At 56.4% G+C, this 14,093-nt stretch carries 13 protein-coding genes; 6 read left to right on the forward strand and 7 right to left on the reverse strand.

Going from position 1 to position 14,093, the window contains the following annotated elements:
* Positions 1–177: 177 nt before the first annotated feature.
* Positions 178–2,445, forward strand: coding sequence for a putative bifunctional diguanylate cyclase/phosphodiesterase (locus NUW46_RS01675; RefSeq protein WP_418141228.1), 2,268 nt, complete (start codon positions 178–180; stop codon positions 2,443–2,445).
* A gap of 72 nt (positions 2,446–2,517) precedes the next feature.
* Positions 2,518–2,946 (forward strand): hotdog fold thioesterase, encoded by a 429-nt coding sequence (locus tag NUW46_RS01680; RefSeq protein ID WP_222465948.1) that lies wholly within the window; start codon positions 2,518–2,520, stop codon positions 2,944–2,946.
* 26 nt (positions 2,947–2,972) lie between these two features.
* On the opposite strand, the gene NUW46_RS01685 is transcribed toward NUW46_RS01680, so the two are convergent.
* On the reverse strand, positions 2,973–3,926 hold the full coding sequence (locus NUW46_RS01685) for a diguanylate cyclase (RefSeq protein WP_418141229.1): 954 nt from the start codon (positions 3,924–3,926) through the stop codon (positions 2,973–2,975).
* Positions 3,927–4,002: 76 nt separating this feature from the next.
* Complete coding sequence (locus NUW46_RS01690) at positions 4,003–5,340, reverse strand: HD-GYP domain-containing protein (RefSeq protein WP_418141230.1); 1,338 nt, start codon at positions 5,338–5,340, stop codon at positions 4,003–4,005.
* 163 nt (positions 5,341–5,503) lie between these two features.
* Between NUW46_RS01690 and NUW46_RS01695 the strand changes: the two genes are divergently transcribed.
* Positions 5,504–6,184, forward strand: a complete 681-nt coding sequence (locus tag NUW46_RS01695) for a hypothetical protein (RefSeq protein WP_222465951.1) — start codon at positions 5,504–5,506, stop codon at positions 6,182–6,184.
* Here the strand turns inward: NUW46_RS01695 and NUW46_RS01700 are convergent.
* Complete coding sequence (locus NUW46_RS01700) at positions 6,181–6,912, reverse strand: sulfite exporter TauE/SafE family protein (RefSeq protein ID WP_418141231.1); 732 nt, start codon at positions 6,910–6,912, stop codon at positions 6,181–6,183. The genes NUW46_RS01695 and NUW46_RS01700 overlap by 4 nt on opposite strands.
* A gap of 210 nt (positions 6,913–7,122) precedes the next feature.
* Here NUW46_RS01700 and NUW46_RS01705 point away from each other — a divergent pair, with 210 nt between their 5' ends.
* On the forward strand, positions 7,123–7,470 hold the full coding sequence (locus NUW46_RS01705; RefSeq protein ID WP_418141232.1) for a YchJ family protein: 348 nt from the start codon (positions 7,123–7,125) through the stop codon (positions 7,468–7,470).
* A gap of 7 nt (positions 7,471–7,477) precedes the next feature.
* Here NUW46_RS01705 and NUW46_RS01710 read toward each other — a convergent pair whose 3' ends face one another.
* From NUW46_RS01710 to NUW46_RS01720, 3 genes are all read right to left on the reverse strand, one after another.
* Entirely contained in the window at positions 7,478–7,858 is a 381-nt protein-coding gene (locus NUW46_RS01710; RefSeq protein WP_136630706.1) for a rhodanese-like domain-containing protein, read from the reverse strand.
* Between the two features lie 83 nt (positions 7,859–7,941).
* Positions 7,942–8,316: a thiol-disulfide oxidoreductase DCC family protein gene (locus NUW46_RS01715; protein WP_418141233.1), complete on the reverse strand. Its 375-nt coding sequence runs from the start codon at positions 8,314–8,316 to the stop codon at positions 7,942–7,944.
* Positions 8,300–9,652 (reverse strand): CHAD domain-containing protein, encoded by a 1,353-nt coding sequence (locus NUW46_RS01720; RefSeq protein WP_418141234.1) that lies wholly within the window; start codon positions 9,650–9,652, stop codon positions 8,300–8,302. The genes NUW46_RS01715 and NUW46_RS01720 overlap by 17 nt, the downstream gene beginning before the upstream one ends.
* 225 nt (positions 9,653–9,877) lie before the next feature.
* Here NUW46_RS01720 and NUW46_RS01725 point away from each other — a divergent pair, with 225 nt between their 5' ends.
* Positions 9,878–11,554, forward strand: a complete 1,677-nt coding sequence (locus NUW46_RS01725) for a methyl-accepting chemotaxis protein (protein WP_418141235.1) — start codon at positions 9,878–9,880, stop codon at positions 11,552–11,554.
* Here NUW46_RS01725 and NUW46_RS01730 read toward each other — a convergent pair whose 3' ends face one another.
* Positions 11,555–12,733, reverse strand: a complete 1,179-nt coding sequence (locus NUW46_RS01730; protein ID WP_418141236.1) for a response regulator — start codon at positions 12,731–12,733, stop codon at positions 11,555–11,557.
* A gap of 160 nt (positions 12,734–12,893) precedes the next feature.
* Between NUW46_RS01730 and NUW46_RS01735 the strand changes: the two genes are divergently transcribed.
* A complete protein-coding gene (locus NUW46_RS01735; protein ID WP_136630709.1) occupies positions 12,894–13,958 on the forward strand; it encodes a TRAP transporter substrate-binding protein in 1,065 nt (354 codons plus the stop codon).
* The last annotated feature ends 135 nt before the right edge of the window (positions 13,959–14,093 follow it).

The raw sequence follows: 14,093 nt of genomic DNA on the forward strand, positions 1-14,093 counted from the left end.
TTGAAGGCGTCACAGACTCAACCGGGAAATTTGTAGCAGGAATTTGAAATAGTGTTATATGTCCATCCGTCCAACATGTGTGTGAACTGTGTGGATGCACGTCTCGTAAATGGCTACAACGCGCATCTACAACTAATATTACAAAATCAGGGATGTGTGAGGATGGAGTTCGAAGGAATGGTCGACTCAGTTAGTTGGGACCACAGAGAGTTTGTCTACAAAGCCTCCATTGCTTTAGCGCGATCGACAATCGAGGACATCGACGAAGGCGTCACAGGATGTATCGCTGAGTTGAGGGATTGGCTCCTCTCGGATCGTTCCTACCTCATCCTGTTCGAAGAAGCGACTCAGACCCTTTCCATAACCCATGAAATCTGCGCGAAAGGAGTCGAGCCTCAGCGGCTCGCGATCCAGAATGTCCCCATGAGCCGTTTCCCCTGGCTTATGGAACAACTCCAGAAACTTGCTGTTCTGTCGATCCCGGAAGTAGAAGAGCTTCCCTATGAGGCGGAAGAGGAAAAGCTCGAATTTCGCCGGGAAGGTATTCGGAGCCTCATCCTCGTTGGTTTGAGGTTGGAAGGGCAAGTCAGGGGCATTCTGGGGTTTGATTTTCTGGATCAGTCCCTCACGCCGGATCCAGAGACGGAAGAATTTTTACTTCAAATTGGCGAAATTCTGGGTGCATCCGTGCATCGACAGATTCTTGCCACCCGGAACGAGCGGTTTGAAAACAGTCTTTATCGCTATTCCGACCAGTTTCCCGGGGTTATATTCCAGTTCAGAACCTATCCTGACGGCCGGATGACGTTCCCGTTCATCAGCAAAAAAGTGGAAGCAATGTTCGGGCTTTCACCAGAGGTGCTCCGATCAGACGCCGGGCCTTTGCTTGAACTGATCGATGCTGAAGACAAGTCTGCGTTCGAAGAGAAGGTTGACGAATCCAGGCAAGGGATGACGCCCTTCGAAACAGACTTCCGGGCCGTCAAAGCTGATGGATCCATTGCCTGGATAGAAGCCCGTTCGGTGCCTGCACGGCTGGCAGATGAAAGTATGATCTGGCACGGCTATTTCTACGACGTGAGTGACCGGAAGCAATCGGAGTCCGAGATAGAAAAACTGGCTTTCTACGACTCATTGACAGGTCTTCCAAATCGTCGATTGTTGCAGGATCGTCTGGCCCAGGCTTTAACGGGAAGCACTCGGGATCACAATCACGGTGCACTGGTCTTTCTCGATCTCGATAATTTCAAGAACATCAACGATTCTGCAGGACACGTGACCGGCGATGAGCTCTTGAAGCAGGTGGGTCAAAGGTTGCAACAGACCGTACGCGAATGGGATACCGTCGCCAGGCTTGGTGGCGATGAGTTTGTTCTCATTCTCAAGGGGTTTCCAGCCGATGCCGCCAGCGCCGCTGCGCGTGTGGAAAAGGTCTGCGAAAAAGTCCGGGACGCCCTGAACGAGCCCTACGATCTAAACGGCATTGATTACACGGGCACACCGAGTATTGGCGTAACCCTGTTTTTTGATCACGATACCTCCCTCGAGGAGCTTCTTGGCCAGGCCGATATGGCCATGTTTCGTGCCAAGGAAGATGGCCGCAACTGCATCCGTTTTTACGATGCCATGATGCAGAAAAAGGTATCGGAGCGTCTGGCCATGGAATCCGACCTTCGACTGGCCATACGGAAGAACCAGTTGGCGGTGCACTACCAGGTTCTGGTTGACGAGAAAGGTAAGCCGATAGGTGCCGAGGCGTTGCTTCGGTGGCATTGCCCGGGGCGCGGCATGGTGTCTCCCGCCGAGTTCATTCCGCTGGCAGAGGAGACGGGCCTCATTGAATCGGTTGGCTACTGGGTGCTTGAGGAGGTTCTCTCCAGGGTCGCCAGCTGGAAAAAGCGCGGCGGTGTTCTCTCGCAGCTCCAGGTTTCGGTAAACGTGAGCACAAGGCAGTTTCACCTGCCCTCTTTCTGCTCGACTGTGATGGCATTGCTCAGGAAAACCGGTGCATCGCCGCGAAACCTGAAGGTGGAAATTACCGAGAGTGCGCTGGCCTATGATCTTGAGTTGGTTGAAGAAACGCTTCGAACCCTCAGAAGCATGGGCATACGAATCTCCCTGGATGATTTCGGCACGGGCTACTCATCCCTTGGCTACCTCAAACGTCTCTCGCTGGATGAGCTGAAGATTGACCAGGGGTTTGTCCGGGACATCCTTGATGATCCCAACGACGCAGCCATCGCCGAGACGATCCTGGCCCTTGCCTCTGCCCTGAAGTTGTCCGCGGTGGCCGAAGGTGTCGAGACCAAAGGGCAGTTGGAACGCCTGGTGAGCATGGGGTGCACCCGCTTCCAGGGCTACTATTTCAGCCGGCCACTGCCTGCGACTGAGTTTGAGAGGTTGCTCGAAAAGTCCGGGACAGGTGAGCAAAGAAGGGCTTGGTAGTTCGCATCCTATCTGTATAAACTGGGCCCTTGCGTTTTCCCTGTTTCCAACAATATCGAGAGCAATTCCCCTATGGCAATCTGGACCCGCACCCCCAACATCGAACAACTGGCCAAATCCAGCGAAAACACCGCTGTCAGCTACATGGGCATCGAGTATCTTGAGATTGGCGATGATTATGTGAAGGGTCGCATGCCCGTTGATGAACGCACTGTGCAGCCATTCGGTATTCTTCATGGTGGCGCGTCGGTGTTGCTGGCGGAAACCCTGGGAAGCATGGCGGCCAACTGCTGCCTGAAGGATCCGGAAACCGTCGCAGTGGGGCTGGATATCAACGCCAACCACATCCGCCCGGTCACCAAAGGCTGGGTATACGGCACGGCCAGGCCCATTCATATTGGTGGTGCCACCCAGGTATGGGAGATTCTGCTTGAGAACGAAGAAGGGAAAACCACCTGCATTTCCCGGCTGACCATGGCGGTAACCAAGCGGCCTGGGTGACTTGTGTGATTTATTCCGGGTGCGGTTCAGGGCTTGATTCGCACCCGGCCCCTGCCAAGTGCTTTTGACTCATACATGGCGTTATCGGCCCTGGCCAGAAGGTTTTTGAGATCTGGCTCCTCGGGGTGAAGTGCTGAAATTCCGAAACTGGCAGTTGGCCGGATACGCACGTCACGGTACCGGACTGGCGATTTCTGCATGAGTTCCAATAGCCGCTCTGCAAGCTCTGAAGCCTGAACCGCATGAGCATCGGCAAGGAGGATTGCGAACTCTTCGCCGCCAATGCGTGCCGCAATATCCGCCTCACGTACATTGCTTTCCAGAAGCTGCCCGATGTGCCGCAACACCTCATCTCCGGCCTCGTGGCCGTGGTTGTCATTGATCTTTTTGAAGTAGTCCAGATCGAACATGATGATCGCCAGGGGCGAGCCGTTTCTTCGGGATTGCTTCAAAAGCTGGTTACCCAGTTCGAAAAAGGCTCTTCTGTTTCGAAGTCCGGTAAGGTCATCCTCCAAGGCAGCGGCCCGGGCTTTTTCATGGGCTTCCTTGAGTGCCAGCTCCATTACTTTTCGTTCGGTAATGTCGGTAGCGATCTCCAGGCGGACCAGCCGGCCATCTATCCAGGGAATTGCCTGATCCCGGCACTGGTACCAGCGTTGGTCCAAGCGGTTCTGGAATTCCCAGATGTGCGGCGGAGACGGGGTGCCTTCGGCATCAATCAAAAGGTGATTGGTGCAGAAGTCGCAGGGGCTGGCGCTATCCTGCAGCACTTCCCAGCACTTTCTACCATCTATGGACCCCCAGATTTTCCGGCCATAAGCATTCATGTACAGAAGATCATGGGTTTCAAGGTCTGATACGTAAACCAGGGCGTCCAGGTTGTCGAGCACGGCCCTGAGGCCCTCGGCGGGAGTAACCTCCGAAATGCCACCAGCTTCTGGCGCGGCAGGAAGATTGAGGGAGGGGATGCCGGATTTCATGTCTTGTTGTGCCGGAATTTATTTGCAACGCAGTATAGCAGGGCATTTCGGGTTAGAAAGTAACAGGCTGTCCCTTTTATGTGGCGTCAGTGCCCGGGTTTGGCTTGGTTACAATCAGACCCTGGTCAACAAACTCCTGTAGCACGATGTCGTAGGTGCCGTCAGGGACTTCCCGGGCGATGCGATAGATTTCACCCGCGGCGTCTTCAGGACTGACTTTCAGATCGACTGTCCGGTAGGGGTTCATCAGGCTTTTATCGGCCTCCCTGACCAGAAGAACGCAGGGCTTCAGCTTGTGCTCTGGCCTGCTCTCCACAACGATGCCAACCTCGCCGTTCACCATTTCCACGATGGAGCCCGGCGGATACACGCCAATCATCTGGATAAAGGCATCTGCCAGTTCTTCATCGAACTGTGTGCCGCGGTGCTTGTGGATGATTTCCAGCGCCTGCATGGAGGCCCGACCCTTGTCGTAGACCCGGTTGCTGGTAATGGCATCATAGGTATCCACCAACCCGATGATCTTGGCAAAGTAGGGGATCTGCTGGGCATGAAGTCCGCGAGGGTAGCCAGAACCATCCATCCGCTCATGGTGGCTGAATGCGACATCCACGGCGGTATTCAGGGAGTTGCTGGTACCCATCAGGATAGTGCGGCCGTGGGTGGTGTGGTGACGCATCACGTCGAACTCTTTCGGCGTCAGTGCTCCCGGCTTGTTCAGGATCTCATCGGGAATCCGGGTCTTGCCGACATCGTGGAGCAGGCCACACAGGGCCAGATTGCGGATTTCTCCTTCAAGCAATCCCAGATGCTTGCCAAAGGCCGCCGCCAGAATGGACACGTTGATGCAGTGCTCGGCGGTGTATTCATCCTGGTGCTTGATTTTTGTGAGTAACAACAGCGCGTTTTCATTGCGGAGGACGCTTTCCACGCAGTGGTTTACCACTGTCCGGGCATTGTTAAGGTCGAGTGTGCGGCCCACCCTCAGGCCCGACATGATGGACTTGGCGGTCTTCTGGGCCTCTTCGAAGCGTATGATCGCGGTTTCCATCTCCCGGCCAGCGTCGATCTTGTTGATGTATCTGACACGCTTTCGGGGTGGTACAGATTTAGGGTGATTTTGCACCGGTTCGGACGTCTGTTTCCTGCGGAAGAGTCCCATCAGGCCTGAAGGCTTTCGCCCGTTGCCGTTACCGTGTTGTGGTAGCGGTGCCCCATCGATACGTCCTTCAATGAAGACAAACTCGCACTGTGCCCGCAACGCATCGATCTCCGCCTGGTCACGAATAACAAACCCCTGAATCAGGAAGTCCGTATCTTCCCAGGGGCGGTCCAGGCGTGTGACGTGCATGCCGATGGCGAGTTCTGACACGTCGATCTGGCTTTCAACAATTTCCTGATGGGGTGCACTCATACTCTAATCCTGAATCCCTGGAGCACTATTTTGAGGCAAAAACGGTCTTACAGGATGGACCGGATTGCAAAATCTGGTCAAATAATGTTCATTCAATGCATTGGCGAACAAGTTCGCCGGTGCTGCGTTGCCGGGCAAGGAGTCGCTCAGAGGGATTCTTCCAATGAATGACCATCGTTCCTTTCATCTGTGGTGGCTGGCTCTGGCGGCGGCTCTGATTCCGCTGTTGACCATTCACACCACGTTTACCGTATCGGTGCTGGAAGGGTATGTGGAGCTGTGCAACCCCTACTGGGATAGCTGTACCAGCATCAGTCGTACCGGCCGTCACGGAACGTCTTACTTCATTTTCAAAGGTACCATGCTGCCAGCGGCCTTGCTCGGGATTCTGTTCTGGTGGCTCAATGGCCGGTGGTTGCGCCAGCTCGGCGTACATTCGACCGGGGTTGCCTGGATTCCGTGGCTGGGCATGGTGGCCAGTGTGTCGCTTGCCGCCTATACCCTGGCGCTGGGCCATGCCGGCGACGGCTTCAATCTGATCCGCCGTGTTGGTGTGGTTCTGTATTTTTCGCTCACCTTCATCTGTGAGTTGCTGGTAAGCGCCGGCTTGCGCAGCCATCCACTGTGGAAGCACACGGGCATGAGGCTGCTGAATCTCTGCCAATTGACCCTTGCCGTGGGGATTCTTTCCGTGATCCTGAATGGCGTGGCCCCGGAGTTCTATAGTCGCAAGGATGACGCCTTCGAGTGGATCCTGGCCTTCCTGATTAATGCCCATGCCATATGGCTGGCGTTGCTCTGGCGCAAGAATCGGTTCCGTGTCCGGCTCTGGGCCGATTCCTAGAGCGAGAGCAGGCCGCGAGTGAGGGCTGCGGTTCCGGCGATGGCCGCGATACCGAGAATGACCGGGCGAAGGCCCTCAAAGGGCATGCGGTTGACAAGCTTGCCGGAAAGCCAGAAGCCCAGGAATACGCCCGGGAAGGTTACCGCGAACAGGAACAGCTCCCGTGTTCCCAGGTAGCCGGAGGCGAGCAGTCCTGACAGGCTCAGGACGCTGGCCGCCAGAAAGAACGCGGACATATTGGCCCTGACCAGAGGCCCCTTTTCATTCTGGTAGATCAAGGCGATCGGTGGCCCACCCACCGCGGTAATCGTGCCCATATAGGTCGAGGCGGCTCCGGCCATCACACTGTTTCGGGCGTTCAGCGCTGGCTTGAGCCCACCAATGCTGAGCGCTACCCCGGCGAGAATCAGCACACCAAAAATCAGCTCGAAGCCCGCCGTCGAGATCACCAGCAATGTCAGAGCCGCCAGAATTGCTCCGACGACTCCGCCCACAATGGCAAAGCGCACTTCCCGGACCTGCAATGCGCCTCGATTGCGTATCAGCATGAAGACAGTAAGCAGAGTGGCATTCAGTATCAGGGGGCCAGGAACGAACACCGGGCTGATCAGAAACAGCAATGGCGCAGCCAGTGTACCAATGCCGTAGCCGGCCACACCCTGCAGGCAGGCCCCGGCCAGAATGGCAAGGTTGGCCAGAAGAATCTGTAACAGCGATACACCCGTCAAAGGAAATCACCAGGAAGTCGTTGGAAAAGGCCGGAGCAGTACCGGTCAGATGTTGATACACTGCGGGGCCAGGAGCAAAGTCGAAAAGAATGATCCCCGATGACCCAGCAGCCTGAACACCAAAGTTGCCCCTGTGGCAGCGGCAAATCCTACCCCGAATGCTGCCAGCCCTTCCATCAGGATAAACCGGCTCCGTCGCCGGAGGCACTGATGCGGTCCCGTTACGCAGCGTTCGTTCTCGATCTTCCGGATTACCTGCGAGCCACCTGGCACCAGAGCACACGACCACAGACGCTCGCTCTGGCAGACTCGCCGGAATGGACCGGTTTGCAGATCCTGGACACCGGTGAGTCGGGCAATCGCGGGACGGTTCATTTCCGAGCGCTCTACCGCCTGGGTAAGGGCTGGGGCTTTCTCGAAGAAAATTCCGATTTCGTTCAGGAGCAGGGCCGCTGGTATTACCTTCGGGGAGACACCAGCGAGGGCCAGTTGAAGCCCGGTCGGAACGACCCCTGCCCCTGTGGCAGTGGCCGGAAGTACAAGGCCTGCTGCCTGTAGGCGTCCATTACTCGAACGAGGGCAGTTCCGGCTTGGCGACCGGTTTGCCTGCTTCCTGCCAGGCATCGAATCCACCGGCGATGGACTGCACATGCATGTAGCCCATTTCCTTCAGGGCCTTGGCGCTCAGGGCGGCTCGCCCGGATGTCTTGCAGTAGCAGACAATGTTCATGTCGCGGCTCTCAAACGCCGGATCGTTGGTAAACTTGAACTCCAGCAAGCCGCGGGAAATGTTCACCGCGCCCGGTATATGGCCAGCCCGGTATTCATCCGCATCCCGCACATCCAGCAGAAGATCGGCATTCTTGATGGCATCGTCCGCCTGATCCAGGGGCACTTCCTGGATTTCTTTCTTGGCGGCTTCTACAAGGTCATGGGCAGTTTTCATAGCTGAGCTCCTCAAACTGATGGAATAAGGTTATGCCTCAGGATAAGGGTTCGACCGCCGAGCGTCACTCCGAATATGTACGATTAAGCCGCCTCGTTGTCACCGAAGGCGCAGGCGTACTTACGTTCATAGCGCTTATCTGCCCATATCCCGTAGATACGCGAGGCAATCTGGAAAATGCCGGGCCACAGCAGGGGCTTGAACAGAAAGCCATAGGGCGTGTGGGACCAGGCCCGAACGTTTGCAGGCAAGCCGATGACCCATTCCCCGGTCCAGGTCATCAGGTGCAGGCGTCGCAGCAGAGTTTCATGGCTCGGCAAATTGCCGCTGCCATCACGCTGTTCGTGGATGTCTGCGAAGATGAGATTGCCACGCTGCAGTTTGCGCAAGGTGCGAATCTCCCTGGCACATAGTGGGCATTGTCCGTCGTAAAACAGGGTGTCATAACGGGGCTCCATCAAGTCCTCCAAGGGTCAGAATCTGTTTCCGGGCGTCCGCTTTGCGCTCTTCGAGGGTTTCCATAATCCCGTCGAGGGCGGCGGGTAAGACCTCCGGGGCCGCCTTGCGGAACTGGTCAAGCAGTTCGATCTGAACATGTAGATCCTGGAAGCGGCCATACAGCTTTTGGCGTGCTTTCATCGTTTTCAGCTCGGACTTCCAGGTTTTCGAGTCCAGCTCCATCAGGTAACGGATTCGCTTGAGTTGCTTGCGAAGCCGATGAATATCCTCATCCGGAGAGGTATGCATCAGCTCAGCGGTCAATTTGTTGAACCCTTTTATACGGCTCTCCACCGCCTTTCGGATGTCTTTTGCCTTTAGCGTCTCCGCCAACTTCTGGAACTTTCGGGACTCAATGAGGTTCAGCCAGTGCTCCATGCTGTCGTGATAGCGCTTGCTCTGCAGGCGCTTGACCAGTTTTTTGTGGCGGTTGGCGGCTTCCTGTTCGAACCAGATCTGCAGGGCTGCCCGGACTTCCGAATTGTCGCCACACAATTCAGGCAAGTCCTGGAGAAAAACATGCAGATCGCGTAACGGTCCCGTCGCACGGGCATGACGTTTCAGGGTTTTAACCGCTTTTGCCAGCGTCTTGTCACCTGTCACTTCCTGCACCGATTCGGCAATGGCCCGGCTGCGCCGAATCGCAATCCGGTATTGGTGCAGGAATTCGTCGTCCAGGCCCAGGATAACGCCACGCTCCAGTTGCCTTAGCCGATCATGTTGGTGGTGAAGGGCCTTGGGGATGTCCCTTGCCGGGTCGTCTCCCTCGGTTCTGGCTTTCTTTTTAAGTTTCCGTTCGAAGTGGGCATAGCTGTAATCCTGTGGCGTCATCAGAGCCACCAGCTTGCCCTTGCCCCGGTCTAGCTGGTGCCAATGTTTGATCGGGAGGCGGATGTGAATGAAGCTGGCGGTAGGTAGCTGTTCGGGAGGATGTTTCAGCAGCCACTGGGCCAGTTCCAGCAAGGCAGGATTGTGACCTACAAGCGTGATTCCGGAATCAGCGTCGCGATGTTCCAGCCAGGCGAGCAGACGCCGGTAGTCAAAGGTGTACAGCTCGGCAAGATGCTGGCAGCGCTCGCGAGCAGCCATCTCAGGCACTGCCCCCTCAAGTGTGGCGATGGCGCGGGTGGCATCACTGGTGAAGATCTCGCCCTGGAACGCGCCCGCTGCTTCCAGAGCCTTGCCCAGAGGTACCAGTTGACTCTCGCCCCGGGCGTTCAGTGGCCGCTCCCGGTCACAGAGCGTTTCATCGGCCCAGCTGGATTTGGCATGGCGTACCAGAAACAGGTGCTTCATTGGCCTACCTTCGTAGTGGTCCTTTAGTCTGACGCTTGCTCAAGACATTTACGTTACTGCCGTTACTCTACGTGTCTGAAAACATTGGCGGAAGGTCCGTTTATCCGTAGCGCTGAACACGCGCAGAGAGAGTCAGTGAAATCTCTTTTAACAAACTGGAACAGATCACCTGAGTTGGTCTGTGGATAATCCGCATCAATAGCAAGTTCCCGGGAGTTTGAAAGCATGAATGTTCTGAGCCGGTTAAAAATCCGAAGCCGCTTACTTATCGCCGTACTGGTGCCTGTACTGATAACGGCGGCAACCCTCGCTTGGATCACCGCCAATCAGATTCAGGCGAACGGAGAAGCCGAGCTCAAACGCCTGGAGACCAGTCTTCTCGAAGCACGCAAGACCGGGCTGCAGAACCTGATTGATGCTGCTGAGGCAGTAGTGTTGGAGGCCAAGAACGACCCTTCAATGACAGAAGCGGAGGCGAAGGAGGCGGCTGCCGCGCGTCTGCGTTCTATCCGTTTTGACGAAACCAATTATGTATTCGCCTACACCCGGGATGTTTTCAACCTGGCGTATGCTCCAGATCCTTCGAAAGAAGGCCCCACGTCAAACCCGGTTGTCAGGAAACTGGTTGGCAATCTTTTCGACGCGGCCCGCGGTGAGGGCTTCTATGGCTATGACTGGATGAACCCGGCCTCTGGCAATGAAGAACCCAAGATGTCCTACTCCACGATCATCCCGGACTGGGACTGGATGATCGGTGCTGGCGTCTACATTACCGACATTGATCGCCAGGTAGCAGCAGCTCGCGAAAAAATTGAAGCCGGTATGGCCGAGACCCTGGGCTTTATCCTGCTGGTGACAGTGCTGGTGGTTGTGATTGCCCTGGTAATCGGCATCTTCGTGGGTCGTAGCGTGACCCGGCCACTGAAGAGCGTCAGCAACATGATGCAGGAAATCGCCGACGGTGAGGGTGACCTGCGCCAGCGCCTGCCGGACGAGGGTAATGACGAACTGGCCGAGCTGGGCCGGCGTTTCAACGCCTTCGTGATCAAGATCCAGGACACCATGCGCGAGGTGGGCGCGACGACGGACCAGGTGGCTTCCGCAGCGGAGGAACTGAGCCGGGTCGCAAACGAGACCCGGGCTTCGGTTCAGGAGCAGGGGTCCGAGACGGATCAGATTGCCTCAGCCATCAACGAAATGGCCGCCACCATCCAGCAGATTTCCGGTAATGCCAATGAAGTTGAAAGTTCGGCCTCGGACGCCGATCGCATGGCCCGGGAAGGCGGCGAAACCATCAGCAGTGCTCAGGGCGCCGTGAACAAGCTGTCCGAAGAGATCGAAGATACCGCCCGGAGCATCAATGCTCTGGCGGAAAAATCCGATGAAATCCAGCAGGTGCTCGACGTCATTCATGCTGTGACCGAGCAGACCAACCTGCTGGCCCTGAACGCCGCCATCGAGGCTGCACGGGCTGGTGAGCATGGCCGTGGTTTCTCGGTGGTTGCCGATGAAGTTCGCCAGCTGGCAAAACGCAGCGCCGAGTCCGCTGATCAGATTCGAACCATGATTGACGGATTTGTTACCGAATCCAAGGCATCGGTTGAGCGGATGAACAAATCACGCAACCGGTCAACGGAAACGGTCGAAAGGATCAACCATGCGACCAGCGCGTTGCGAACCATCGAAGCGTCGGTCGGCAAGATTCATGACCAGGTGACCCAGATCGCCACGGCTTCAGAGCAGCAGAGCCAGGTTGCCGAAGAAATCAACCAGAACGTGGTTCGTATTGTCGATGCTGCACAGCGCAGTGATACCGGCGTAACCCAGACCAACGAAGCCAGCCACGAACTGGCGCGCCTGGGTGAGAGCCTTCGGGATCTGGTTGGGCAATTCAAGGTCTGATCAGCGGGTGTCGGTCGCGTTGATGAGCTCGCGCAACCTTCGGGAGCGTTTGGCTCGGGCGAGGACCGTGGCCGTCAGGTAGTCGGAGTCGAAGGGCTTCAGGATGTAGTCGTCGCCCCCGAGCGCAACACTGAGGGTTTTCTCGTCCTGATGGGTCTGTGACGTCAGGAAGAGGATCGGAGTGGCATCGAATTCCCGGTCCTCCCTCAGGATGGCAGCGAGCTCCGTCCCGGAGACGTCCGGCATGACAATATCCAGGATGATGACATCGGGCCTGATATCCCTCGCAACCGCCAATGCCTCCAGGGGTTCCTCGCAGGCATGTACCTCAAGCCCAACCTGTTCCAGCTGTATTTTTGCGGCCTGCAGGGCGGTTTGATCATCATCCACCATCAGTACGCGGTAGGTTGTCGTGTTCTTGCGCTCGGCAAATTCATGGGCGAGGGCCATGAGTCGGTCTTTGGTGACCGGTTTGACCAGATAGCGCGAGGCGCCTGCCCGGAGTGCTGAAAGCCTGGCGGGCATTTCGTCATGGATGGAAAGAAAGATAACCGCCGGCATTCTCCCCAGCCGGTTTCGAAGCTGTCGGATGATGTCCGGCCCCGCGCCCATGTCCTTGCCAAAGGCGACGTCCATAATAATCATGTCCGGCCGGGGGAGTGTCTCAAAGGCGTCCAGATACACCGATGAAGACAGGAAGACTTCCGCATCAAATCCTGCCTCAACAAGCCAGGTAAGCATTTCCTGAGCCACCAGTTCGTCGTCGTCCACGATGTGGATTTTCCGTGAGCCAAGCCTGGTGGGTTCGGAGCTTTCCTCTGCTGGCTTCATGTCGCAATCGCGCATGGTTTTGAGCAGCGCAACCATCATCTCTTTTTTGGCAACGGAATCCAGAGGATTTGTGTGCCAGTTCTCGGCAAGAGACAGCAATTGCCTTGCTGCTGTCGAAACACACTCAAGACCGAGAGAACCGGAAGTGCCAGCGAGTTTGTGGGCCTCCTGGTATAACAGTCCGAGTGAGGCGTTCAGGTTGTCCAGCCCGGTTGCTTCATTGGGGGCGGTTGGTATTGCGTCGATGAGCGCCTCCAGACGTTCAAACGTCTCGGGCATCTTTCCCACGTAGGCGGCCCTGAGGGCCTCCAACTGCGCTCGATGTTTGGAGAGTTCCTTATCTGGCATGGACTGTAACCCGGATCCCTGGAATTACGGCAATCAGTTGTTTTCAACATAGCCAATAAACGCCCGGATGAACAGATTTTGGCCTTTTTTAAACTCACAGGTTACTATCTCCGAGGCATCAAAAATCACAACATAACAATGAAATAGAGGTTCAACGACAATGACCCACCTGCTGAAAGCAACGGTAGCGTCGGCGCTGCTTCTCGCAAGCAGCATCGGCCTCGCCGAGGAAAACTATACTCTGCGCCTTGCGCAAACCTGGGGGCCCAACTCTCCGGTACTGGGAGAGACGGTTCAGCATATGGCGGACATGGCTGAAACCATGTCGGATGGCCGCTTGCAGATCCGCATAGATCCGTCCAACAAGCACAAGGCGCCGTTCGGCATTTTTGATCTGGTGCGCAACGGCCAGTACGACATGGGGCACACCGCGTCCTACTACTACAAGGGCACTATCCCCAATGCCATGTACTTCACCACCATCCCGTTCGGGCTGATTGCACCTGAAATGTATGCCTGGTTCTACCATGGCGAGGGCATGGAACTGATGCAGAAGGTCTACGAGCCGTACGGCATGCTGTCTTTCCCGGGCGGTAATACCGGTAACCAGATGGGTGGCTGGTTCCGCGAGGAAATCAACTCGCTGGAAGACCTGAAGGGTCTGAAGATGCGCACCCCCGGTTTTGCCGGCGAAGTCATGTCCGAGCTGGGGGTTGCCGTGACCAACCTGCCGCCGGGTGAGCTCTATACCGCACTTGAGCGTGGCACCGTGGATGCCGTTGAATGGGTCGGTCCTGCCCTGGATTTCCAGATGGGCTTCCATCAGATCGCCAAGTACTACTATTCGGGTTGGCAGGAGCCGGGCGCGGAAGTCCAGTTCCTGATCAACAAGAAGACCTGGGAAGAACTGCCAAAGGATCTTCAGGAGATCCTGCGTGTGGCCATGCGCACCGCTGCCTATGACATGTACATCCAGAGCACCCACCAGAGTGGCGTGGCCTGGGATCGCATGAAGGAAGACTACCCGGATGTGACCCACAAGGTGTTCCCGCCGGAAGTCATTGATGCCCTGCGCAGCACCACCAACCGGCTGCTGGCCGAAGCTGCAGAGAATGATCCGCTGGCGAAGGAAATCATCGAGTCCCAGCGCGACTACCTGAAGCAGGTTCGTCAGTGGACCAACATTTCGGACAAGGCCTACCTGAACAGTGTGGCTGAGGACTGAAGCCTGACAATACCTGAGAGCCAGCCCAAGGGCTTGAGGGCTTTGTCAGTCAAAGGGGCGCCGGGGCTGTAATACCCCAGCGCCCCTTTTTGTTTGCGTCGGTTTCTGGAAAAATAGGCCGCTCATTCTTTGGGC

It is taken from the genome of Marinobacter sp. MA (genome assembly GCF_048298425.1).
GTDB classification, from domain to species: Bacteria; Pseudomonadota; Gammaproteobacteria; order Pseudomonadales; family Oleiphilaceae; genus Marinobacter; species Marinobacter salsuginis.